Genomic DNA, 23616 nt, shown 5'->3' on the forward strand with positions numbered 1-23616 from the left:
GCAAGATTAGAGACACCCAAATCAACACCGATACTTAAACCTGTTTTCGGTTTAAGCTTTTCGATCTGGGTGAGTTCGACAGCGATTGATACAAACCACTTACCACCTTGTTTAAATATTTTGGCCGAGAGAATTTTACCCTTATAGCGCAGATTCTCAGTCATTTTCACCCAACCCAAATTAGGGATTTTAATAGACCGACCCTTTACGCTAAATTGATCATTTGATAATGAAAAACGGTCATCCTTGCCTTTTTTTCTTGGCTTGGGGTATCCTGATTTGCCGTTAAAAAATCTATCAAAAGCACTACCCAACTGCTTAATCGCCAACTGTGGTGCGCACTTAGTCACTTTCTTCATGAAAGGATATTTTTCAAATTTAAAAGTGTTTAGGTGCTTTCTTAATTTACTCTCTTTAGGTCTATTAAGAAGCATTTCATTCACCGCAACATCATAATACTCACACTGATCTCGATATTCCTTATCAGCCTTGTATTGTCGCTGCCACTCTCTTAAAGCCCAATTATACGACAAACGAGCAACACCACTTGCCTGAGCAAAATGGCTTGCTTGTTTATTATTGGGCATCAATTCAATGATATGCCCTCGTATAAATCGACTCATAGTGCTTCTTTGACCGCCTGTATTAGCTTTTGGTTCTTTTTACTTCGGCTTCCATATAATCGTGCTGAAAATACAGTGATAATTTCCAGGACATCTTGAGCCAGTTCCTCCTCAAAACTCAAATTTTCACCCTGATTAATAATTACAATTTCAACATTCCGAGCTTCACATAAAGCAAAAACCAATTCAGCACCAAAACGTAATAATCGATCTTTGTGGGTTAAAACCAATCGACCAATTTCATTATTAATAATTCCATCCAAAAGAGCCTTAAGCCCTTTTTTGTGATAATTCATCCCTGAGCCTAAATCACTAATAATCTCAAATGTCCATCCCTGCTTGGCACAGTACATTTCCAAAACTTGTTTTTGTCGCTCAAGATCAGCCTTTTGATCGTGACTAGATACTCTTGCATAAGCAATAGTTTTTCGGCTGTTCTGAATTGATAGATCATGGATAAGTTCAGGTGTGATCTTGCTTAGATCGTAACGTCTGTGATTTTTTGGGGTTCTATCTGCGACTAAAGTGCCTTCCTCATCCCATCTTCTTAGGGTTTGGATGGAAACACCCAGTGTTTTAGCTGCAACGCCAATACTAACATATCTACTCATTTGTATATAATAATATAGAAATAGGTAGATTTCAACTAGCAGTTATTAACCCCCTGAATATGATCTAAATTCACCATCACATCATCGGTTGTGGCTAAGGGGCTAAAGGAATGCCCTGCTCCGACCATTCTAATTTTGTCGTGCTTTCGCACAATTTTTTTCAGTTCATCTACATTTTTCGGCTGTAAAAAGTCTGGATAGGCTGTTTGCTTTCCAGACCAGTTACTCCAACGCTGTTTCATAATCCTTCCTTTTTCTGCGTGGCATTTATTTTTATTGCAGTTTGTTTTGCGTTACTTTTTAAAGTACCGCATTAAAAAAATAGAGACACATGGATGAGATGAATGACCTCTCTATCCATATTGATTTAGATTAACCTCCTGACTAGTACATGATTTAGAATATGTTTCACATGGAACAATGTATAAAAAAACCACAATTCATTTAGCGCATTAGCTTTCAAACTGTCACGATATGTTCTTTTTTCTAATTCATCCAAAGGTACAGCGGGCGGTAATAACGATGCTGTATCGCGTTGTGGAATAGGCAAATTCAATTGCTCTGCGAAATATTGAAATTTAGTTTGCAACGCTGCCAAAGTCCACTGTCCATATAAAGTGTGACCACCTTCATAGGCTTGTTGTTAATATTCCTCGAAGGTGGTCACATAGCCCATATAATCATTGCAATATGAAGCCAACCATACTTTTTGAGTCGATTCCAATTCTTGTTGTACGGTTACTTTGAGCCGCTTAGCTGCAACAGTAGTAATTTCCCCAGGACAGCACAGCAAGGTTAAGTCGCCAATTTTAATTAATTGTAATGGCACTACATTCGGTACCAACAAGCTATGATCAATTGCGCCTACACTGGCCTGCTTGTTCATTTCTGCAATCAGTTTGTCTAAAAATTTAGGATAATGATTCAGTGGCTTGCCAAAAATGGTTTTAGAACCACATTCCAGCACAATATCTTTGGGGCCTTGTGAGGCATATAGCTGTTGATAATAGGTATAATCTGCAGCTTGAGGATTACTCAACTTTTTCTTTTTCACTCGCTACGCTAACCATTGCATACCTTTAAAAATCGGTTGTGCCACACCTGCACCATCTACAGGTGTTCCTGCAAAAAATGCTGCACCATGACAGGCTGCACTGGTTTTTGCATCTGTTTGCCCCATCGCAAATTCAACTGGAATTTCAATATTGCTTAAATCGACATAATGGCACACAGCATCTAAAGCTCCCATTAACGGCGTACCTCTATGTGCCAAAGCTTTCAGTGCCAATTCACTTTGATAGCGACCATTTTGCTGTGTATATTCGTATTCTTTTTTCATCGCGCATTGCAGCACGTACCTGTGACTGCTCAGGGCCATGATAATGTGGAGAAACATCACCCGCTGCGGCTTGGGCAAAAATTACCACAGGATTTTTGACCCCACGTTGTTGCAGTGCACGCTCGGTACAAAGTGCGGCATAACCTTTGTTATCACCATCATGAGCGCTTAAACGACTGCTTAAACAGGTAGCATGCACCCCAAATAAAGAAAAAACTGCCTGTAAATTACCTTCGCGATAAAAACCAAGCAATTGCATATCACGATCTAAGGCCAAATGTGCCTGTTCCAGCGTTCTACGAGATACATCAGGATTACGGTTATACGCTGTTAAAGAGCGATTCCATGCCACTGGCGTTTCTTCTGCAAAACGACCATTGCTCATATAAATATCGGTTTTTTCTGGGTCGCCAAAGCTTTGAGCACACCGCCCACAATCGCATCGACCACTGCATTTAAATGTTCAGGCACAAAACCAGGTGTGGGCATATTGTACAACGCTTCATGTGCACAACCGCCAGGTGCAGAATGAGTATGTGTTGCCATCAATACCAAACGCTGCGGCTGAAAACGCTCCCCCAGTTTACGCTGTAAACGCTGTATCGCTAAATGACGCATGGCATAGGTCACACACCCCATATCCAGACAGCAAAAAATTAATAAGTCATTGTCTAAGGTTTGAATACAAATACTGCAGGCAAATAAAGCTGTTCGTTGTTCATAGGCACGATGTTTCCAGTTGCCATAACCAAACATGGCAAGCCCTTTTGGCTGAATATGAATTTCCTGTTTATTCCAACCCACCAAATACATTGCAATCGTATTCCTTTTCATCTATACAATCAGTCATGACGCTGATCAATGCCATTAAACAAAATTGCATCACGGCAAATAAGGGTCAAAGCGACAATGGCATGGGGGGATAATCGGACTTATGTCAGCAACTTCAAACTACTTGCTGCAGCACGTGCCGCCTGCCTTATTGTCAGGTCTGATTCATTACGCCAAAGAACAACAGATCCCCTATCAACCATGGTTTCAGGGAATTTCTCAAGATCTTGATCAAATCGTCCAAGGCAATGGTTTTGTTTCATTTCAAGATATTTGCAAAGTGGTGACAAGCGCCCTGCAAGACACTCAATGTGCACATTTAGGCTTAGAAATTGGACGTGACAAGGGGCTGATTTCCATGGGCATGCTCGGTTTTGCCATGGTGTCCAGTCAAAATGTTGTAGAAGCCTTACAGACAGGACTGCAGTACCATCCCATTTCAGGCAGTGTGATGGATTTGGAGTACGATTTTTCCTCGACCTCTCCTACACTGGTGATGAAAGAGCGTTATCCCACGGGGAACTTACTGCGCTTTTTTTTCGATGAAGTCCTCTCCAGTATTGTTAGCTGCTTAGACGTCATGCTTGGCAATCATCAAGATTTGGTCGAAGTGCATTTTAGTTTTGCCCAACCCGACTATTTAGAGGCTTATCAGGTGCATTATCAATGTCCTCTGCACTTTTCATCATACATGAATGCTTTGGTGTTCCGACCAGAGATTTTAGGACGCCAAATTAAAACCTCTAGTGCCGCCAATTACAGCACCGCCCTGCGTGTCTGCCAACAAGCGTATCAGGATATGCAGGCGATTAATCAACAGCAATATGCACACGTGTTGAGTTATCTAATCGAACAGCATTTACCTCAGCACTTTGATATGCACCAAGCGACACAACATTTTCAAATGAGCGAAAGACATTTACGCAGACAATTACTTGCCGAAGACTGCAACTTCCAAAACCTGCGCCAACACGTTTTGGAAAATAAAGCCAAACAACTGCTACAACAGCCTTTGAGCATGACTGAAATTAGCCAACAACTTGGCTTTAGTGAATTACGCGAATTTCGACGTGCATTTAAGCGTTGGACAGGTCTCAGCCCATCACTCTATAAAAGCCAAATGACAGAATAAGTTAATATTTTCCAATAAGCTACTATTTTTATTGAATAAAAAATAGCTGCTAAATTTTACTTAAACTATTTTTTAAATGTACTTACAAGCGATTCAAAACAAAAACAACAGATTTTCGACTAAAGCATAACTGCAAAGCTGTCATAAAATCCCTATCTTTTTAAGTTGGATAAAATAACGACACATATTATGGAGAATAACAATGGTCAGCGCATACGATGAATTACCGCGTACCCCTGCGAACTTTGTCGCCTTGTCCCCGTTACGTTACTTAGAACGGGCAGCTTATATTTACCCGCACCAAAACGCGATTATTCACGGTTCACGTCAAATTACCTGGCGCGAAACTTATTTGCGCTGCTGCCAATTTGCACATCAACTTCAAAATTTAGGCATCAGCAAAAATGACACTGTTTCGGTGCTGCTTCCGAATGTTCCTGCCATGCTAGAAGCACACTTTGCTGTGCCAATGGCGGGTGCAGTGCTGAACACACTAAACACTCGTTTAGATGCCAAAACACTGGCGTTTATGCTCGATCATGCAGAATCCAAAGTGCTTTTGGTTGACCCTGAATTTGCGGCTTTGGCACAAGAAGCCTTAGCGATGGTCAATCATGAAATTTACGTGATTGATGTCAACGATGCAGAATATGAGCATGCTGCCAATGCCCTTAGCATCGGACAGATTGAATACGAAACTTGGCTGGCTGCAGGTGACCCAAATTTTGAATGGCATTTGCCACAAGATGAATGGGATGCAATTAGCCTGAACTATACGTCTGGCACGACAGGCAACCCGAAAGGCGTGGTCTATCATCATCGCGGTGCCTACATTAATGCAGCCAGTAATATTATTGCCTGCGGGATGACCCCACGTGCAACCTACCTATGGACACTGCCCCTATTCCACTGTAATGGCTGGTGCTTTGCATGGACGATGGCAGCCAACGGTGGCACCAATATCTGCTTACGTAAAGTCGACCCTGAACTGATTTTTAAATTAATTGCAGAGCACAAAGTCGATTATTTCTGCGGTGCGCCAATTGTCTTGTCGATGCTCATCAACACCCCTGAGGAGAAAAAGACCCAGTTTGATCACCGTGTTGAAGTGATGGTTGCGGGTGCTGCACCGCCAGCAGCAATTATTGAAGGTATGCGCAATATTGGCATTAACGTAACTCACGTTTATGGCTTAACTGAAACCTATGGCCCATCTGCGCTGTGTGCTTCTCAAGCAGGCTGGAGCGACCTATCCATTCAAGAACAAGCACAATTACATTCGCGTCAAGGCGTGCCTTATCCGCTGCAAGATGGCATGAAAGTTTTAGACCCAGAAACCATGCAACCTGTACCAAAAGACGGCAAAACCATGGGCGAAATTATGTTCCGTGGCAATATCGTGATGAAAGGCTATTTGAAAAACTCAAAAGCTACCGCAGAAGCATTTGCAGGCGGTTGGTTTCATACAGGTGATTTAGCCGTCTGCCAACCCGATGGCTACGCCAAAATTACTGACCGTTCTAAAGATGTGATTATTTCAGGGGGTGAAAATATTTCGTCACTCGAAGTGGAGGAGGTGCTGTATCAACATCCTGCAGTTTTGACAGCCGCAGTGGTGGCAAAACCAGATCCACGTTGGCAGGAAGTCCCGTGTGCCTTTATTGAACTGAAAGAAGGCAAGCAGGTCAGCCCTGAAGAAATTATTGCCTATTGCAGTCGACATTTGGCGCGTTTTAAAGTACCAAAGGATGTGGTGATTACTGAAATTCCAAAAACATCGACAGGTAAATTACAAAAATTTGTACTGCGTGAATGGGCCAAAGAGCGTTCAGTCGGTGAGTTTGGCTAAAATTTGAAAATCTCTATATTAAGACCAAATAAAAACGACTCGTCATGAGTCGTTTTTTTGTGCAATCATCAGCTCACGCTATCTATCTTCTTAGATAAGGTACGCTAATCTAGCTTTCTGACAATAAAGCCACTTGCTGCACATAGTTAAACAACTTGAGCTTAGATGCTTCAAGTTCTTCCGCAGACACTTCCTGTTTCATATCACGGTGGATACGCAACACATGCTGACGCAGTGTATGACGTTCAGCCGCTTTATAGGTTTTACTAAAATCATTAATCACAGGGTCGCCGTCTTTAATAATTCGTTCCACCCAACGCTGTAACTGTGCGGTTTTTTTCGCACCTTGTTGCGGTGTCAAATAAGACAAAATTACGCTTTCATCTTCATTACGCAACAATTTACCAATACGCTGACACTGACGACGACGTGCTTCATGTGAAGTAATGCTTTGCAATTCCAGTAAAGCATCAATTAAACGCTCTTCTACTGGAAGTTTCTGAATTTGTTTGGCGCTTAACTGCGCCAATTGTTCGCCCAGTGCAGCCATACGTTGTACGGCTTTTTTCTGTTCGGTTTTACTTGCACGCCCTTCTAAAGATTCAAAGTCATCTTCGGTAAAACGTTGCGGTCGACGTGCCACGATTAATCTGCCTCGTAAAATTTTGCTGCAAACAGTGCTTGAATATCAGATAAAGCTTTTTCTTCATCTGCACCATCAATCACCAAGCGTAAAGTAGTTCCCTTGCCTGCACCTAACATGAGCAAGGACATAATATTTTTGGCATCAACCAATTTGTCGCCTTTACCAATTTGGATTGACGAACGGAATTTGGTGGTCACTTCAATCAGTTTCCCAGATGCCCGTGCATGTAAACCTAGTTTATTAATTACGTCAACAGTTGTGTCAATCATGACCAGTGCTTCATTTCTCGGTGTAAGACTTGAATAGACCATTTTGCCTCAAGTGCTTTTTTTAGTCTATCTACGATATAAACGGAACGGTGTTGCCCACCCGTACAGCCAATTGAAATGGTGATGTAGTGACGATGCCCTTCGGCAAAGGCTGGCAACCATTTTTCTAAAAACTGGTGGATGTCCTGAAACATTTCATGGGTTTGCGGACTTTGTTGCAAGAATTCCTGCACAGGTGCATCTAAGCCTGAATGTTTTCTTAGCTCCAAATCCCAATGGGGATTGGGCAAATGACGCACATCAAACACATAATCGGCATCTAAGGGAATTCCGTGCTTATAGCCAAAGGATTGTAAAATCACAATCAGGTTGTCGGTTTGCCCAAGTTTAGACAACAACACATGTTTTAAATCATGCACGCTTTTGTCCGTGGTATCAATATGCACCGTAGAGCGGAACTGAATCGGCATCAACAAGTTTTTTTCTTCTTGAATACATTCATTCAAGCTTTTAAAACGGCTAGAGAGTGGATGCGGACGGCGTGATGCGCTAAAACGGGTAATCAATTCCTGATCTTGCGTGGTCAGATAAATAATATCGACTGAACCATGCTTTTGCAGTTGCTCAAATACCAAATCAAACTCTTGCAAGTCGGCACGGGTGCTGCGTACATCTACCCCCAATGCCAACTGCTCCAAGTTATTTTCCTGATCCAGTTTATCCACAATTTCGGGGAGCAATGCCAAAGGTAAATTATCAATACAGTAATAACCCAAATCTTCCAACACTTGTAATGCCGAAGATTTTCCTGAACCCGATTGACCTGTCACGATCAAAATACGTTTCATGGCATGCAACCCTTCTATTGCCAGCTATGCAGAATGTTTGACCTGCAAATTATCAATTAAACGTGTATTGCCCAATTTTGCTGCAACGAACAACACCAGATCTTCACTAAATGCTTCAATTTTCTGCAATTCTGTTGTACGCGCCTCTACATAGTCCACAACAAAGCCTGCTGCTGTCAATGTTGCTTTAATATTCGCTAACACTTGTGACAAAGTTTCACCTTGCTGTAATGCTTGTGCAGCAGCCTTTAAACTTTGATAGATTGTCGGTGCAATTTGACGCTGTTCAGCGCTCAAATACCCATTGCGTGAACTAAGTGCCAAACCATCTGCTGCACGTACAATTGGCACACCAATCACTTCTAGCGGAATATTCAAGTCACGTACAAACTGACGAATGACTGCCAGTTGTTGATAGTCTTTTTCACCAAAGAAAGCATAGTTTGGCTGTACCATATTGAATAACTTGGTCACGACCACCGCAACACCATCAAAGTGTCCAGGACGCTGCAAGCCACATAAGTCTGCCGTAATCTCGCTCACTGAAATATTGGTCAAACGTGGTTTGCTGCCATACATTTGCTCAACTGAAGGCGCAAAAATAATGTCACAACCGACTTCTGCCAACAATTGACTGTCTTGGTCTAAAGTTCGCGGATAACTGTCAAAGTCTTCATTAGGGCCAAATTGAATTGGATTGACAAAAATACTGACCACCACCACATCACATATTTTTTTCGCTTCGCGCACTAAGGTCAAATGCCCTTCGTGCAAATTGCCCATAGTCGGAACAAAACCAATGGTTTTACGCGCAGCGCGTGCAGGCTGTAATGAAGCCGCTAAGCCTTGAATTGTGGTTTCAGTTTTCATATTACAACTCGACTTGGAAAGTTTGTTCACGTGCAGGGAAAGAACCATCTTGAACTGCAGCATGATAGTCTTTAAATGCATCCAAAATGGCAGTTTCACCCGCTTGTTCTTTCATAAAGTTACGTACAAATTTTGCGACACGACCAAAAGTCAGCCCCAGCATGTCTTGCACCACTAGTACCTGACCGTCAGTGTCTGCACCTGCACCAATCCCAATCACTGGAATTTCAGGGAACAAGGCAGAAATTTCTTGACCTAGCTGTGCTGGCACACATTCTAGTAACAGAATCGCCGCGCCTGCTTCTACCACAGCTTTACAGTCAGCAATCAGTTTATCTGCAGCTTCGCGGGTACGTGCCTGTAATTTATAACCGCCAAATACATGCACCGATTGTGGCGTTAAACCTAAATGTACACAGACAGGAATACCATTACGGGTCAGTGTTGCAACGGTTTCGCTGAGCCATGCACCACCTTCCATTTTGACCATTTGTGCACCCGCTTGCATCACCTCTTTCGAGCTTTGCAATGCATCATTTAAGGTGGCATAACTCATAAATGGCAAGTCAGTCAAAATAAAAGCATGTTGATTACCACGACGCACCGCCGCAGTATGATAAGCCATATCCGCCACGCTGACAGGCAAGGTTGAGTCACGCCCCTGAATGGACATCCCCAAAGAATCGCCAATTAAAATCGTATCAATTTCAGCAATTTCCATTGCTTTCGCCATGCTTGCATCATAGCAAGTCAGGCAGGAGAATTTTCGACCTTCCGCTTTAAATTTTCTTAGGTCACTTAAACTAATCATGAAAATATTCCTCTATGGAAAAAGCATCACGCATGCTTAATTTAAAACTTTATAGCCCTGCCCAATTGCTGGCATCTACAACAGTTAAGCTCGGATGTTCAAGCAATGGCGAGTGTTTTAATAATTGTCCCTTAACGCTTAAGTTAGCATCCAAATCTAACAACGGGATGACGACAAAATCACGTTCTAACACCCCCACATGCGGTACAGTCAGACGTTCATTTTGAATGTTGGCATCAGCATAAATCAACAAGTCTAAATCTAGCGTACGCTCACCCCAATGACGTAAACGCACCCGACCCGACTCTTGTTCAAAACGCTGTAATTCATCTAACAATGCCAAGGCTTCAAGTTCGGTATCTAAACGTACCACAGCATTCAAATAATTAGGCTGATCTTGTGGCCCCATTGGTGGGCTTTGATACAGTTTAGAAGTCTGCACTTGCCCCAAAGTTGCCAGTTTTTGCACCGCTTCAGTCAAAATTTGACGCGAATCGCCCAAATTACTGCCTAAACCAATATAGGTGATGTTGCTCATTGTGTTGGCCCAAAAATCACTTGGCTTAAATCACGTTGCACACGTTTACGTTTTAAAATCGGATGATCTGCACCAATACCTGAACCGTTTGCTGTAGCAGTCAATTGCGCCCGATTTTCTTCATACTGTTTGGCTTTACGCGCACGTCGACTACGAGGCTCAGGCTCATTCACCAAGGGTTCAATCTGCATATCGGCAGCATGTGTTGCTGGTGCCACATCAACAGGTTCTTGCGCTGTTTTACGGCGGCTCTTGGCACGTAATCGGTTATATTGGGCAATCGCACGTTCTTTTTCATCGGTGCTCATAAGCTGGTAGGCATCCCACCACTGACCCATTCCTAAAGTCGAGCTATCGCCTGCTTTTTCACGCAGTAATAAAAAGTCAAAACCTGCACGGAAACGCGCATGCCCAGACAATGCTTCAATTTGCTGTGGTTTCGGTTGCAATAAACGGGTTTGCATTTCCCAAACTTCACGAATAAAAGTTTCAGCAAAACGAGGAATAATGGTACGTGTCGCCTGACGTTTCAGTACATCTAAACCTGCTTGGGCTCGCGCTTCGGCTGCCACCACACCTTTAGAAAGATAAAAGTCACAACGCTCTAAAAACGGTTGCCACAACAGCACCGCATAGAAAAATGCAGGGTTGATGGTTTTACCAATCGCAATCCGTTGATCGGTATTTTTTGCTGCACGTTCAATAAATGAGTTGATGTCTGGCTTGATGTCGGCAAATAACTGACGCCAAATACCAAACTCAATCAACATCGGCAGGACTTTATTTAAATGTCCCATCGTAAAGAGTTTTTGCGACTCATCATATAAACGGTGTGGCGATACATCACGCAATAACTGCGTCATTTCAGGCGTAAAAATTTTAAGAATTTTTGGATCAATATTGAAATTTAATTTGGCAGCAAAACGCAAAGTACGCAGCATACGCACTGGGTCTTCTTCAAAACGTAAAGTTGGATCGCCCAATAAACGCAAGTTTCTGTGCTTTATATCATCTACGGCATTGCAAAAATCTAACACGATGCCTTTGCGTGGCTGGTAATACAACGCATTGATTGAAAAGTCACGACGGGCAAAATCTTGCTCGATTGTGCCCCAGTTATTATCGCGCAGAATCATCCCCGCCGCAGAAGTCACAGCTTTTTTCGGTGGCGCACGGAAAGTGGCCACTTCAATTAGTTCACGCCCTGCATAGACATGCGCCAGCTCAAAACGTCGTCCAATAATTCGGCAACGTCGTCCGAAAACTTCTTTCACTTGTGAGGGTGTGGCATTGGTTACGGCATCAAAATCCTTCGGATTTAGCCCTAACATTAAGTCACGAACTCCACCACCGACGATATAAGCTTCATAGCCTGCTTTGGTTAAAGCATCTAGAACATCTAAAATGGAAGAAGGTAATTGAGCGGTAGATAAACCACATTTTGACGCGCGCAAAGTTTGCAAAAGACGCTGTCTCCTACGTCTGAACGTAAAACAGATAAGATGTCGCTAATCATATCTCTAACACAATCAAAGGGCAATTTGATTCACATGCTAATTTTGCAATGTGCAGTGCTAAAATTCTGCTTGCAGCTACAATGCCAACTTGTGTTTATTCTTGGCAAATAAGGCAGACCCAATCCCTTTGACTTGCTGAAGTTCTTCAATACTTTGGAATTTTCCATTTTGTTTTCGATATTCCACAATCGCTTGTGCTTTTTTCATGCCCACCCCAGACAATTGCTGCAATTGTTCTAGTGAAGCGCTATTTAAACGCACTTGATTTGTATGCGCACTTTGCTGAGTAGGACGTGCTAAATAATGTTCTGCGCTTGATGATGTGGTTTGAGCCGCACTTAAACGCTGATCTTGCGCGGCTTGCTGCGCTTTCCATTTTAAATAGTTTTGATCATAGCTGTGCCCACCCACCTGCGCAGGCTTAGATTGCACATTTTGTGCTGTAGTCCATACACTGATACTGCATAACAGCAATGCAAGCCAGTACTGCCATCCGAAAGAAAAAAAGCGAAAAGAAACTTTTAATTGCTGCGATATATTCATGTTGCCACAAAACCTGTCATTTTAATTGTTGTTTTGCCTGCTCCCAAAGTTGATCCATTTCTTCTAAAGTCATATCTTCTATTGTTTTTTGTTGTAATTCGGCCTGATCTTCAATGTAAGCAAAGCGTGTTCTAAATTTATGAATTGTGCCCAATAATGCCAACTCACTGGACACGCCAAGTTTACGCCCAACATTGATTAAAGAAAACAAACAATCCCCTAACTCATCCTGTATTTCATCGGATTGTTGCTGTTGAATCGCCTGTTGTAATTCTTGCAATTCTTCTTCTAACTTGCCATACGCATCTTGCACGGTATGAAAGTCAAAGCCCAATTGTGCCGCATGCTGCTGAATTTGCTGTGCCTGCACCAAAGCGGGTGCATGTTTCACCTCATCTAAACGTGACTTTGCTTTACCCTGTTTTTCTTGTTGTTTGATGGTTTTCCATAAAGCAGCGACATCTTCTGCGCTAAGCTGCGCAAACTGTTCTGCCTGAAACACATGTGGATGCCGACGAATTAATTTATCGCAAATGGCTTGTACCACATCTTGAAAATCAAATGCACCTTGCTCGCTATACATTTGTGCCTGAAACACCACTTGCAACAACAAATCACCCAGCTCATCACGTACATCATCCACCTTGCCTGAACGCACTGCTGCTTCAACTTCATAAGCTTCTTCAATTGCGTATTGAGTCAAACTTTCTGGGGTTTGTTTTTGATCCCACGGGCATTGTTGACGTAACTGTTGCATGATTGAAAGCAATTGCTGCATGGGTTGTTCCTTATTTCAATTTATTGCACGAATGCACCATTTTTTTGTTATGCTCAGACGGCAAGGACGATATGCACAACAAAAATAACATCAGGGAGCAAGTTCAAATGCACAGTATCTTGATTAGTGGCGCTGCACAAGGCATTGGTGCGGCAATCGCACAATTGTTTTATCGGCAAGGTTACCGTGTCGGTATTTATGATATTCATCTCACACAAGCACAGCAATTGGCAGAACAATTGGGTGAGCGTGCGCATGCAGGTTTGCTTGATGTAGCAGACTATGCCAGTTGGCAAGCTGCATTATCCGATTTTTGCCAATGGGCAGGTGAATTGAATATTTTGGTGAATAATGCAGGAATTCTCTACTCAGGCGCATTTGAAGACACACCCATAGAAGCGCATCATCGGACTATGGCAGTGAATGTGAATGGTGTATTAAACGGTTGTCATGCGGCTTTGCCTTATTTAAAACAAGCAAGTTTTGCACGGGTGATTAACCTGTCTTCGGCATCTGCGATTTATGGACAAGCCGATTTAATTTCTTATTCTGCTTCCAAATTTGCAGTACGTGGCATTACGGAAGGTTTAGATATAGAGTGGCAAAAATACGGCATTCGGGTCTTAGATGTCATGCCGCTATTTGTACAAACTGCAATGGTGAAAGATATGGATGCAGCCACCATTCAAAACATGGGCGTGCATTTATCGACAGAAGATGTCGCCCAGGTGGTGTATCAACAAGCGACGGTTAAAGATTCGATTCTGACCAATACGCATCGTGCGGTCGGTTTAAAAGCCAAAACCCTAATGCAACTTTCGAGTATTAGCCCACAATGGTTAAATCGTCTGTCGAATAGCTTGTTGGCGAAGCGTCATTAATTCTACATCTATCTATATTTAAATTAAGTTGCTCAAAAAAAATCCCGAATTTACATTCGGGATTTTTTATTAAACACGTCAAAGTTTAAGCCTTAGCCTCGCTTGAACTTCTTCTCGGCTTTCTTAAACTTCTGCACATAACGACGACGACGTGCGGCTGTGCGTTCATCCACTTGTGACTTACGTCCTTCAAATGGGTTTTCAGAAGTTTTAAATTCAATTTTTACAGGCGTACCTTCTAGCTTATAAACTTTACGGAACACGTTTTCTAAATAACGACGGTAATCTGCAGGTGTTTTATCGACCTTATTACCATGAATCACGATGGTTGGCGGATTCTGTCCACCCATGTGTGCATAACGCATTTTAATGGCGCGACCTTGCACTTTGGGTGGATGGTGTGCATCTGTTGCATCATTCAAGATTTGAGTCAGTTTCGCAGGTGACACTTTTAAGTGTGATGATTCATAAGCACGATGAATAGAAGGATATAAATCGCCCACGCCTGTACCATGCAAGGCAGAAATTAGGTGGATTTTTGCCCATGGAATAAAGTCAAAACGACGCTCAACATCTAACTTACATTGTTTGCGATCATATTCGGACATATTGTCCCATTTGTTAATCGCGATCACCATGGCACGCCCTGCTTCAAGCGCATAACCAATTAAGTGTAAATCTTGCTCGACAATACCATCACGCGCATCCACCACAATCACCACCACGTGTGCATCTTTCATGGCTTGCAAGGTTTTCACAATCGAGAATTTCTCGATCATTTCATCGACCTTACCTTTACGACGCACACCTGCAGTATCAATCAAGGTGTATTTACGTTCGTTGCGCTCAAACGGAATATAGACTGAGTCACGTGTCGTACCTGGCTGATCGTATGCCACTACACGTTCTTCACCCAATAAACGGTTAACCAGTGTCGATTTACCCACGTTTGGACGTCCAATAATGGCTAAACGCAAACCTGTGTCTTGATCATGTGCATCTGGGTTTTCATCTTCAGGAACATCTGCCAAAACGTCTTCCAGCATTTGCTGAACGCCTCGACCATGGCTGGCAGCCACTTGCAATGGCTCGCCCATACCCAGTTTAAAGAACTCAACCAAAGCGGCTTCGGCATGTACGCCATCTACTTTGTTCGCCACCAAGAATACTTTTTTGCCCAAAGTACGCAATTCACGCGCAATTTGCTCATCCGATGCCAACAAGCCTGCACGTGCATCGACCACAAAAATGATCATATCGGCTTCATGGATGGCTGTTTTAGATTGTTCAGCCATGTAAGAGTCGATGCCACCTTCACTTTCGCCAATACCGCCAGTATCGACCACAATGAAAGATTTATTTTGATAGGTTGCATCACCATATTTGCGGTCACGTGTCAGACCTGCAAAGTCGGCAACAAGTGCATCACGGCTCTTGGTAATCTGGTTAAACAGCGTTGATTTTCCGACGTTCGGACGACCAATGAGCGCAATTACGGGTTTCATAGATTAACCTTTATTCAAGATCAGTCAGTTTCAATGGTCTGTACATCCGAAACTGTGGAAGAAAGAACAGAGTATGGATGTTGGGTTCAGCGTTGCGACCACGCAAACGACAGAGAGAACATCGACCACTCTATTAAATAAAAACACGGGGCATTGATGATTCAATTACCCCGCGTAAAAATACGGACAACTATTTTAGCATAAAAGTCAGAACAAAATTAGCGGTTCTGCCAAACGCTTAATGCGCCCTTTTGCGTTGCGACATAGAGTTGATTGTCAATTACACGCAATGAACGGACTTCGCCATTGGTTTTTGAACGTCCAACCAGTTGCCCTGAGCTTGGATCAATGAGGTGTAAAACACCATCTAAATCACCGACCACTAAATATTGTCCAAACAACACAGGATTAGATAAACGACGGTTGAGCAAACTGTCATTTTCCCAAAGTGCTTGTCCTGATGTGATTTCGTAAGCTGCAATTTTACCATCTGCAGTGCTGACAAATACACCATTCCCCGCAACTTCTGGACGTTTGGTACTGCTTGCATCTTCACTCCAAATCACTTGTTGTGAAGCCAAGTCCAATACGGTGACCTGACCTTGGTAGCTTGTGGTCACCAAGAATTGACCAGCAACCACTGGGTCGCCATCAATGTCATTTAAGCGTTGAATGTCTGAACGGCCTTCACTAATGGCAACGCGGCGCTGCATACGTGGTACGCCTGTAACAATATCCAGTGCATAGACATAGGCATTTGCAGAAGCAATCAGTACAGTACGTGAATCGAGCGCCACAGGTGCAGCCATACCACGCAAACTAAATTGCACGTTTGGCAAGTTGTAAGTCCACACCAACTGACCTGTTTCGGCATTGTGTGCATATACCGTGCCGTCATTACTTACAGTCACCACACGACCCGCCTGAATTAACGATGGCGCAAGAATTGCACCTGTTAACTGTGCAACCCACTTTTGCTCACCTGTTTGCTGATCTAAAGCAAACAATTGTCCTTTACTGTTTCCTGCAACCACAATGCCATCAGCAGCATTGACACCTGCAGTTAAGCCTTGCTTAGACACTTGTTTTTGCCAAAGACGTTGCTTGCCTTGATAGGCTGCCATCTCACCTTTAGGATCAACAGTATAAATTACCCCGTTTTCGGCATCTAATTGCAGGCGCAGTGGATCGGCTGATGTAGTCGATGCAACGCTTTGTGAAAATACAGGAACTAGACTTTGTGCTTGCTCAAGTTTTGGCAGTGGATTTGGCTTAACTTCTGCAACTTTAATTTTATTGGTAGAACACCCCACTAAAGCGAGGGTTAAAACGGTCAGTGCAAACGGTATTTTATACTTTCTATTCATTAGCTCTCATCCACTTGTGTTTCTAATACTGGGCGTTCAATTTCAGGATCATCCACCAAAACACCAACACTTTCGAGTTTTATTTGTAAAATTTGACGTTCTTGTTTACGTTCCACCAAAGTATCCCATGCACTTTGATAGGCTTTTTGGGCATTTTCACGGTCATTTTTCGCGACATAAACATCGCCACGCGCTTCATCTGCAGTCGCTTTAAATGCAGGATCAGTCACCGCGGCCAAACTTTGAATAGCTTCATCGTATTTCTTTTGCGCCAACTGTGCATAAGCCAAACGCAACTTAACCAATTGCACTAAGCCTTGGTCTTTTACTTTAGAGTTTTCAACTTTCTTTAAGGCTTTTTCTGCGGCAGCAAAATCTTGCTGATCGTAAGCGAGTTTAGCCATTAAGAATTGAGTTTGAATAGCTTGCGCAGAATCAGGGGCTTCTTTCACAATTTTATCAGCAGTTGCAGACAATTGACTGAAGGCATCTGGATTGCCTTCTGCTGTACGTGCATCATCCATCAGTTGTTGCACTTTAGCAGTATTCATTTGCTGCTCTGCCAAGGTTTTTTTCTGCCAATATTGCCATCCGAAAAAGGCAATCAACGCAATTAAAATCCCGCTAATCATGGCTGAACCATATTTTTTCGCAAACGATTTTAAACTATCAAGTTGTTCGTCATCACTCAATGCGCTCATTGGATTACCCTTTTCCTTATGTTATTTGGCTTATTGTGAAGAAAATTTTTCAATGATGAAAGGCACAATTTTGGTCACTGCAACAGTCGTTTGCTCAGCAGTTGCCAAGGTTTTCACTGCCAATTGCTGTGCTTCCGCTTCGCGCTCACCAAAAATCAAGGCATAGATTGCACCTGATTGATCGGCTTTTTTCATTTGGCTTTTCATTGAGCCTTGTGAACCAACTTTTAAGCGAATCTGGCTGCCCGCTTGTTCGAATTGGTCACGAATTTGCTCAGCTAAAACCAACGCCTTGCCTTGAGTTGTTGGATCTGCCAACAAGAATACTTCACAATCACGTACAGGCGTATTGTCTTCGACTTGCTCAAGCAACAACAATAAACGCTCAATGCCCATGGCGAAGCCCACGGCAGGTACGGACTGATCTGCCTTACCCTTCAACTGCCCAACCAAACCATCATAGCGCCCGCCTGCACAAACTGTGCCTTGCGAACCTAAATGCGTGGTTGTCCATTCAAAAACGGTTTTATTGTAATAATCTAAACCACGTACCAGTTTTTGATTAATCACAAACTCAATGCCTGCATCGGTTAAATACTGCTGTAATTGGGCAAAGTGATTCAGCGTATCTTCACCCATAAAATCATGCAATTTTGGAGCATTTTCTAGGATGCTTTGCGTTTTAGCATCTTTCGAGTCCAAAATACGCAGTGGGTTAGTACTTAAACGACGCTGTGAATCTTCGTCTAAATCGGCTTTGTGCGCTTCCAAAAACTCAACCAAAGCGGCACGATACGCTGCGCGCTCATCCGACTCACCCAGCGTATTCAACTCTAAGCGAACTTTATCGGCAACGCCCATACGTTTCCATAAACGCGCAGTCATTAAAATAAGTTCGGCATCCATATCTGGTGTTGCAACGCCAAAAGTTTCTACACCAAATTGGTGGAATTGACGATAACGACCTTTTTGCGGTTTTTCATAACGAAACATTGGGCCGATATACCACACGCGCGGTGTCGCACCACGTAGCAAATTGTGCTCTAACATGGCACGTACACAACCTGCAGTTCCTTCAGGACGCAAAGTCAAAGACTCAGGCGGATTACCCTTGTCTAAGAATGTGTACATTTCTTTTTCAACAATATCGGTCGCATCACCAATTGAACGCTTAAACAAATTGGTTTGCTCAACCATTGGCAAACGAATTTGTTGATAACCATAAGCATCCATTAAAGATGCTAAATGTTGCTCTAGACGTCTCCACGCAGGTGTTTGCGTTGGAAGAATGTCATTAAAACCTTTAATTGCAACAATTGAACTCATGACTTACTCAGAAAAATTTGTACGAATAATCTCTTTAGATTTAGCTTGTTCAAGCTCTGTAACACGCTGACGAACCATGCTTTCGATTTCATCAACGAGTTGATTGGTATCAATTAAATGGCTCTTTTCACCATTACGATAAACCAATGAACGCGGACTTGCGCCCACCACACCAATATCAGCTTCTTTAGCTTCGCCTGGGCCATTCACTTTACAACCAATGACCGATACATCCATTGGAGTACGAATATCTTCCAAACGCTCCTCCAATGCCTGCATTACAGAAATGACGTTAAATTCCTGACGTGAACAGCTTGGGCAGGCAATAAAATTAATCCCGTTAGAGCGTAAACCTAAAGATTTTAGAATATCAAAACCGATTTTAACTTCATCTTCAGGTTCTGCCGCAAGTGAAATACGCATGGTATCGCCAATGCCTTCCATGAGCAGACCGCCCAAAGCAATTGCAGATTTTACGGTACCTGTACGGTAAATACCTGCTTCAGTTACGCCCAAATGTAATGGATTATCAATTTGTTGTGATAACAAACGATAAGCATCCATGGTTAAAAACACATTCGATGCTTTGACTGAAACTTTAAATTCCTGAAAATCTAGACGGTCTAAAATATCAATATGACGCATGGCAGATTCTAGCAATGCTGCGCCTGTCGGCTCGCCATATTTTTTCTGAATATCTTTTTCTAGCGATCCCGCATTCACACCAATCCGCATAGAAATATCATGATGTTTGGCAGCAGCTACGACTTCACGAATTTTAGCTTCCGAACCAATATTACCCGGGTTAATCCGCAAACAGTCTGCACCCGCATCAGCAACTGCCAACGCAATTTTATAGTCAAAGTGAATGTCTGCCACCAACGGCACAGATACTTGCTTTCGAATTTCACCAAATGCAGCTGCAGCTTCCATGGTCGGCACAGAAACACGCATGATGTCTACGCCCGCATCTACACAACGCTGAATTTGCGCCACGGTTGCAGCAACATCGCAGGTTTCCGTATTGGTCATACTTTGGATGCTAATGGGCGCATCACCACCCACATAGACAGAACCCACACGAATTTTACGGGTCGGACGGCGTTGAATTGGATTTACAATCATGATATCGCTCTACCTTGCTGCATTATCGAGATAAACGGAATTCTGCTTTTCCGTTCACAGTATATGGCGATAATGAAATCGACTCATTGTTCAAACTTAATGACACAGCAGTCGCATCATCTAAGCGAATTTGAAATGGGGCTTCGCCTTGTAAATTTAAAGTAGAGGCTTGACGTCCTGTCGCTAAAACATTGCCAGTAGCGTCAACAATATGCACTGAAGTTGGACGAGCAAATTGCAAATTCAGCTGATCGCCCGAAGCAAGTGCAGGCGTGCTGCCTGTCGCATTGTCAGAAATGATTTGCACATCGGATTGCAGTACTGCAATTTCAGGTTCTGCACCCTCTTGACCAGACGACATCCAGTTTTGAATTAGCGCGACCAATGCCCACAACAACAGCAATACCGCCACAATCACAGCGATACGTGTGAGCCACTTTTTATTGCGATCGCGGTTAGAGCCTGGCAGTTTTCCCATAATTTTGATGGGTGAATTGTTCAAGGCGTGATTTGGCAACAACCCTGTATCGTTGGCATAAATTTCATCAAAACGCTGAATAATGGCTGAAGCATCGACCTGTAAATATTTGGCATAGGTACGATAATAACCTTTAATAAAGGTCGCTTCAGGCAAAGCGGTATATTCGTCTTGCTCTAGCGCCATCAGCGTTTTTAATGGAATTTTCAAATCTTTTGAAACATCATCCAGTTCGCGTTTTTGATTGACGCGAATTTGACGAAGGTACTCACCTGGACGTTGAACATTTCCTAATGCATGGGGTACAGGCGTTGTCCCCTGTGTGGGTTGCGGTGAATTAGGATTTACTTCCATACGGCCTCAGTACTGTACTGTAATTGCAAATAACGTTGGTATTCTTGGCTATTGGGAAATAATGCACGCAGCTGGTTCACTAAAACCTGAGTTCCCAATTGATCGCCATTGGCACGTGCTAAACGAATCCCAATCCATAAGGCACGCGCACCCTGATTTTTTTGCCCCACAGCACGTACAAATTGTTCATACAATTGTCGCGCGGGTGCAAATTGTTGTCTTAAATATAAAATTTCCGACAACTCTAACATTGAAACATAAGAATCGCGATTGGCTTGCAAGGCTTGTTTGAATGACTTTTCGGCATTCTCTATATCGCCTAATTTCAAGTAAATACGACCTACATTTTCCAATGCTCTAAAGCGTTGATCATAACCCAGTGTTGCACCTGCAATACTGAGCTGCTCAATCGCATCATTATAGCGTTCTACTTGATATAAATACGTACCATAGTTGTTACGCGCTTGTGCATTTTTTGGGTCAGCGGCAATGGCACGCTTAAAATACGCATCGGCTTTTTCTAAATTCAGCTTGCTGCCTTCTTGTTGCAGCAACACGCCCATCATCATATTAGCGGTGGAATCACGTGAATCGCTTTCCAAAGCTTGATCAAGTGCGCGTTTGGCTGAGTCTAAATCGCCATTTTTTAAGTATTCTGCTGCCAACTGCGTACGTACTTGCACCGCTTTTTCAGGGTCTTTTTGCCCTAAGGTTGGAGCTGTGGTTTGACAAGCTGCAGCAAAAATTGCCGAAATACAAACAGTTGTAATTTGTGCGATTTTAAATACAGGCTTATTCAATGGACATCCCCTTTGCGTCTTCGTTCGATGCAAGTTAGTTATCTATACAAGTCATTATCCTTGCGAGCGTATGATTTCATTTTGCGCTGCAACTTTCTTTTTCCACTGTTCGGCACGGCGGGTGCGGTCTGCCACTTGTCCGACCAATTGCCCACACGCAGCATCAATATCATCACCACGTGTCTGACGAATCGTACACACAAAACCTGCATCAGACAAAGTTTTTTGGAAAGAAATAATTCGATTTCGGCTTGAACGTCCATACGGCGCGTGCGGAAATGGGTTAAATGGAATCAAATTAATCTTGCTTGGCAGGTTCTTGAGTAGCTTAATCATTTGCTGCGCATGTTCAGGATGGTCATTTACACCATCTAACATGACATATTCAATGGTCACGTGTTTACGCGCACTTTCGTTGCCATCTTTGCCAATATAACGCTGACAAGCTGCGATTAATTGTTCCAATGGATATTTTTTATTGATTGGAACAAGTTCATCACGCAGTTCGTTATTGGTGGCGTGCAAAGAAATTGCCAAAGCCACATCAATATCTTGTGCCAATTGGTCAATTTTAGGTACAACACCCGAAGTCGATAAAGTCACACGACGCTTAGACATGCCATAAGCAAAGTCATCTAGCATAATGCGCATGGCGTTCAAGACGGCATCGTAATTCAACAACGGTTCGCCCATACCCATCATCACCACGTTGGTCACAGAACGCTCACGTTCAATCACAGGCACATCTTCCATATAGGAATAGTTTGCCATCCACAACTGACCAATAATTTCGGCTTGGGTTAGGTCACGCTGAAAACCTTGTTTACCCGTAGAACAAAATGAACAGTCCAGTGCACAACCTACTTGCGATGAAATACACAGGGTTTTACGTGAGCCAGTTTTGTCTTCGGCAGGAATCAGAACGGTTTCAACCAATGAGCCTTCACCATCACCGACACGGAATACCCACTTACGAGTACCGTCTTTAGAATAATTTTTATGCACCACTTCAGGCGCTTTAATTTCACAAATCTTTTCCAGTTTTTCACGTAACTTGCCTGAAATATTGGTCATTTCAGTAAAATCTGTAACAAAAAACTGGTGAATCCATTTCATCACCTGCCCTGCACGGAATTTCTTCTCGCCTAAATCTTCAAAGAATTTTTCCATTTGTGGACGTGACATGCCAAGGAGATTCACTTTCTCTGCAGTCGCAGACTGTGCAGGAGCGGACGCAGATGCTTGCTGAACATCTGTTGCAGATGCAGCGAGGACTTCTGTACTCATGTGTGTATACCTAAACCATGTCTAAAGATGAAAGGAGAAGCTCAAGAGGTGAGCAAAGGTTTATTCAGAAAATAAAAATCGGAGAATAAAAAACCAGATAAGCATAATAACACTTATCTGGTTTGAATACTGCGTATTAACGAGTACGTGGGCAAACTTCAGTTTGAGCAAAGAAGTAGTTTACTTCACGCTCTGCAGATGCAACTGAGTCTGAACCGTGAGCAGCGTTTTCATCGATGCTTACAGCGAAATCTGCACGGATTGTACCAGGTGCAGCTTCTTTAGGGTTTGTTGCACCTAAAATTTCACGGTGAGCAAGAACTGCGTTTTCACCTTCAAGAACTGAAACAACGACTGGACCAGAAGTCATGAACGCAACTAGGTCACCAAAGAAACCACGTTCTTTGTGCTCAGCGTAGAAGCCTTCAGCTTCAGCTTGAGAAAGGTGTTTCATTTTAGTCGCAACGATTTTAAGACCAGCTTTTTCGAAACGAGCAAAGATGTCACCGATGTGGTTTTTAGCAACAGCATCTGGTTTTACGATAGATAAAGTACGTTCAATAGCCATGATTGGCTCCTTAAGTCAA

At 42.9% G+C, this 23616-nt stretch carries 24 protein-coding genes and 1 pseudogene; 3 read left to right on the plus strand and 22 right to left on the minus strand.

What is annotated here, in order from left to right; translation table 11 throughout:
• From CF596_RS05840 to CF596_RS14995, 4 genes and pseudogenes are all read right to left on the minus strand, one after another.
• Positions 1-623, minus strand: a 623-nt coding sequence (locus tag CF596_RS05840; RefSeq protein WP_143228674.1) for a helix-turn-helix domain-containing protein, incomplete at its 3' end; no start/stop codon positions are given.
• Positions 620-1234 carry an IS607 family transposase gene (locus CF596_RS05845; protein WP_075167936.1) on the minus strand — a complete coding sequence of 205 codons (615 nt, stop codon included), beginning with the start codon at positions 1232-1234 and terminating at the stop codon, positions 620-622. The genes CF596_RS05845 and CF596_RS05840, both read right to left, overlap by 4 nt.
• Before the next feature lie 35 nt (positions 1235-1269).
• Positions 1270-1476: an FAD-binding protein gene (locus tag CF596_RS05850; RefSeq protein ID WP_197704856.1), complete on the minus strand. Its 207-nt coding sequence runs from the start codon at positions 1474-1476 to the stop codon at positions 1270-1272.
• A gap of 125 nt (positions 1477-1601) precedes the next feature.
• Positions 1602-3386: pseudogene (locus CF596_RS14995) on the minus strand (neutral/alkaline non-lysosomal ceramidase N-terminal domain-containing protein).
• A gap of 121 nt (positions 3387-3507) precedes the next feature.
• On the opposite strand from CF596_RS14995, the gene CF596_RS05860 reads away from it, so the two are divergent.
• Together CF596_RS05860 and CF596_RS05865 are read left to right on the plus strand one after the other, a co-directional pair.
• Positions 3508-4536, plus strand: a complete 1029-nt coding sequence (locus tag CF596_RS05860) for an AraC family transcriptional regulator (protein WP_096901512.1) — start codon at positions 3508-3510, stop codon at positions 4534-4536.
• Positions 4537-4738: 202 nt separating this feature from the next.
• On the plus strand, positions 4739-6385 hold the full coding sequence (locus CF596_RS05865; RefSeq protein ID WP_096901513.1) for an acyl-CoA synthetase: 1647 nt from the start codon (positions 4739-4741) through the stop codon (positions 6383-6385).
• Between the two features lie 109 nt (positions 6386-6494).
• Here CF596_RS05865 and yjgA read toward each other — a convergent pair whose 3' ends face one another.
• The 9 genes from yjgA to mazG all read right to left on the minus strand — a co-directional run bounded on the left by yjgA (position 6495) and on the right by mazG (position 13205).
• Complete coding sequence (gene yjgA, locus CF596_RS05870) at positions 6495-7028, minus strand: ribosome biogenesis factor YjgA (protein ID WP_004975130.1); 534 nt, start codon at positions 7026-7028, stop codon at positions 6495-6497.
• 2 nt (positions 7029-7030) lie between these two features.
• Positions 7031-7300, minus strand: a complete 270-nt coding sequence (locus CF596_RS05875; RefSeq protein ID WP_026438354.1) for an HPr family phosphocarrier protein — start codon at positions 7298-7300, stop codon at positions 7031-7033.
• Positions 7297-8148: an RNase adapter RapZ gene (gene rapZ, locus CF596_RS05880; protein ID WP_096901514.1), complete on the minus strand. Its 852-nt coding sequence runs from the start codon at positions 8146-8148 to the stop codon at positions 7297-7299. The genes CF596_RS05875 and rapZ overlap by 4 nt, the downstream gene beginning before the upstream one ends.
• 24 nt (positions 8149-8172) lie before the next feature.
• Positions 8173-9018: a pantoate--beta-alanine ligase gene (gene panC / locus CF596_RS05885; protein ID WP_004975122.1), complete on the minus strand. Its 846-nt coding sequence runs from the start codon at positions 9016-9018 to the stop codon at positions 8173-8175.
• 1 nt (position 9019) lies between these two features.
• The gene (panB, locus tag CF596_RS05890; protein WP_096901515.1) at positions 9020-9829 is read right to left on the minus strand and encodes a 3-methyl-2-oxobutanoate hydroxymethyltransferase; all 810 of its coding nucleotides are present in this window, start codon (positions 9827-9829) and stop codon (positions 9020-9022) included.
• Between the two features lie 49 nt (positions 9830-9878).
• Positions 9879-10367 (minus strand): 2-amino-4-hydroxy-6-hydroxymethyldihydropteridine diphosphokinase, encoded by a 489-nt coding sequence (gene folK / locus CF596_RS05895; RefSeq protein WP_004975118.1) that lies wholly within the window; start codon positions 10365-10367, stop codon positions 9879-9881.
• Positions 10364-11830: a polynucleotide adenylyltransferase PcnB gene (gene pcnB / locus CF596_RS05900; RefSeq protein ID WP_096901516.1), complete on the minus strand. Its 1467-nt coding sequence runs from the start codon at positions 11828-11830 to the stop codon at positions 10364-10366. The genes folK and pcnB overlap by 4 nt, the downstream gene beginning before the upstream one ends.
• Before the next feature lie 129 nt (positions 11831-11959).
• On the minus strand, positions 11960-12427 hold the full coding sequence (locus CF596_RS05905; RefSeq protein WP_096901517.1) for a ComEA family DNA-binding protein: 468 nt from the start codon (positions 12425-12427) through the stop codon (positions 11960-11962).
• Positions 12428-12443: 16 nt separating this feature from the next.
• Positions 12444-13205 (minus strand): nucleoside triphosphate pyrophosphohydrolase, encoded by a 762-nt coding sequence (gene mazG / locus CF596_RS05910; protein ID WP_004975111.1) that lies wholly within the window; start codon positions 13203-13205, stop codon positions 12444-12446.
• A 107-nt stretch (positions 13206-13312) separates the two neighbouring features.
• On the opposite strand from mazG, the gene CF596_RS05915 reads away from it, so the two are divergent.
• Positions 13313-14086 carry an SDR family oxidoreductase gene (locus CF596_RS05915; RefSeq protein WP_096901545.1) on the plus strand — a complete coding sequence of 258 codons (774 nt, stop codon included), beginning with the start codon at positions 13313-13315 and terminating at the stop codon, positions 14084-14086.
• Between the two features lie 92 nt (positions 14087-14178).
• Here the strand turns inward: CF596_RS05915 and der are convergent, their stop codons facing one another.
• The 9 genes from der to ndk form a co-directional block, all read right to left on the minus strand.
• Complete coding sequence (der, locus tag CF596_RS05920; protein WP_004975107.1) at positions 14179-15591, minus strand: ribosome biogenesis GTPase Der; 1413 nt, start codon at positions 15589-15591, stop codon at positions 14179-14181.
• 218 nt (positions 15592-15809) lie between these two features.
• Entirely contained in the window at positions 15810-16958 is a 1149-nt protein-coding gene (gene bamB, locus CF596_RS05925; protein ID WP_096901518.1) for an outer membrane protein assembly factor BamB, read from the minus strand.
• Positions 16958-17659 carry a tetratricopeptide repeat protein gene (locus tag CF596_RS05930; protein ID WP_096901519.1) on the minus strand — a complete coding sequence of 234 codons (702 nt, stop codon included), beginning with the start codon at positions 17657-17659 and terminating at the stop codon, positions 16958-16960. The genes bamB and CF596_RS05930 overlap by 1 nt, the downstream gene beginning before the upstream one ends.
• Positions 17660-17689: 30 nt before the next feature.
• Entirely contained in the window at positions 17690-18985 is a 1296-nt protein-coding gene (gene hisS, locus CF596_RS05935; RefSeq protein WP_004975101.1) for a histidine--tRNA ligase, read from the minus strand.
• Between the two features lie 3 nt (positions 18986-18988).
• Entirely contained in the window at positions 18989-20110 is a 1122-nt protein-coding gene (gene ispG, locus CF596_RS05940) for a flavodoxin-dependent (E)-4-hydroxy-3-methylbut-2-enyl-diphosphate synthase (RefSeq protein ID WP_004975100.1), read from the minus strand.
• A gap of 22 nt (positions 20111-20132) precedes the next feature.
• Positions 20133-20942 (minus strand): helix-turn-helix domain-containing protein, encoded by an 810-nt coding sequence (locus CF596_RS05945; protein WP_096901520.1) that lies wholly within the window; start codon positions 20940-20942, stop codon positions 20133-20135.
• Complete coding sequence (gene pilW, locus CF596_RS05950) at positions 20933-21742, minus strand: type IV pilus biogenesis/stability protein PilW (RefSeq protein ID WP_004975096.1); 810 nt, start codon at positions 21740-21742, stop codon at positions 20933-20935. The genes CF596_RS05945 and pilW overlap by 10 nt, the downstream gene beginning before the upstream one ends.
• 54 nt (positions 21743-21796) lie before the next feature.
• Positions 21797-23029: a 23S rRNA (adenine(2503)-C(2))-methyltransferase RlmN gene (gene rlmN, locus CF596_RS05955; protein WP_096901521.1), complete on the minus strand. Its 1233-nt coding sequence runs from the start codon at positions 23027-23029 to the stop codon at positions 21797-21799.
• A gap of 136 nt (positions 23030-23165) precedes the next feature.
• Positions 23166-23597, minus strand: coding sequence for a nucleoside-diphosphate kinase (gene ndk, locus CF596_RS05960; protein ID WP_004975092.1), 432 nt, complete (start codon positions 23595-23597; stop codon positions 23166-23168).
• Positions 23598-23616 lie beyond the last annotated feature (19 nt).

Source organism: Acinetobacter sp. YT-02 (assembly GCF_002412355.1).
Taxonomy (GTDB): Bacteria; Pseudomonadota; Gammaproteobacteria; order Pseudomonadales; family Moraxellaceae; genus Acinetobacter; species Acinetobacter towneri.

Coding starts and splice junctions, on each gene's coding strand:
- CF596_RS05860 (WP_096901512.1), top strand. CDS start 3,508: ATGTCAGCAACTTCAAACTACTTGCTGCAGCACGTGCCGCCTGCCTTA.
- ispG (WP_004975100.1), bottom strand. CDS start 20,110: ATGATTGTAAATCCAATTCAACGCCGTCCGACCCGTAAAATTCGTGTG.
- folK (WP_004975118.1), bottom strand. CDS start 10,367: ATGAGCAACATCACCTATATTGGTTTAGGCAGTAATTTGGGCGATTCG.
- rlmN (WP_096901521.1), bottom strand. CDS start 23,029: ATGAGTACAGAAGTCCTCGCTGCATCTGCAACAGATGTTCAGCAAGCA.
- mazG (WP_004975111.1), bottom strand. CDS start 13,205: ATGCAGCAATTGCTTTCAATCATGCAACAGTTACGTCAACAATGCCCG.
- bamB (WP_096901518.1), bottom strand. CDS start 16,958: ATGAATAGAAAGTATAAAATACCGTTTGCACTGACCGTTTTAACCCTC.
- CF596_RS05945 (WP_096901520.1), bottom strand. CDS start 20,942: ATGGAAGTAAATCCTAATTCACCGCAACCCACACAGGGGACAACGCCT.
- panC (WP_004975122.1), bottom strand. CDS start 9,018: ATGAAAACTGAAACCACAATTCAAGGCTTAGCGGCTTCATTACAGCCT.
- CF596_RS05845 (WP_075167936.1), bottom strand. CDS start 1,234: ATGAGTAGATATGTTAGTATTGGCGTTGCAGCTAAAACACTGGGTGTT.
- der (WP_004975107.1), bottom strand. CDS start 15,591: ATGAAACCCGTAATTGCGCTCATTGGTCGTCCGAACGTCGGAAAATCA.
- CF596_RS05875 (WP_026438354.1), bottom strand. CDS start 7,300: ATGATTGACACAACTGTTGACGTAATTAATAAACTAGGTTTACATGCA.
- CF596_RS05865 (WP_096901513.1), top strand. CDS start 4,739: ATGGTCAGCGCATACGATGAATTACCGCGTACCCCTGCGAACTTTGTC.
- hisS (WP_004975101.1), bottom strand. CDS start 18,985: ATGAGTTCAATTGTTGCAATTAAAGGTTTTAATGACATTCTTCCAACG.
- CF596_RS05915 (WP_096901545.1), top strand. CDS start 13,313: ATGCACAGTATCTTGATTAGTGGCGCTGCACAAGGCATTGGTGCGGCA.
- CF596_RS05850 (WP_197704856.1), bottom strand. CDS start 1,476: ATGAAACAGCGTTGGAGTAACTGGTCTGGAAAGCAAACAGCCTATCCA.
- ndk (WP_004975092.1), bottom strand. CDS start 23,597: ATGGCTATTGAACGTACTTTATCTATCGTAAAACCAGATGCTGTTGCT.
- CF596_RS05905 (WP_096901517.1), bottom strand. CDS start 12,427: ATGAATATATCGCAGCAATTAAAAGTTTCTTTTCGCTTTTTTTCTTTC.
- panB (WP_096901515.1), bottom strand. CDS start 9,829: ATGATTAGTTTAAGTGACCTAAGAAAATTTAAAGCGGAAGGTCGAAAA.
- CF596_RS05930 (WP_096901519.1), bottom strand. CDS start 17,659: ATGAGCGCATTGAGTGATGACGAACAACTTGATAGTTTAAAATCGTTT.
- rapZ (WP_096901514.1), bottom strand. CDS start 8,148: ATGAAACGTATTTTGATCGTGACAGGTCAATCGGGTTCAGGAAAATCT.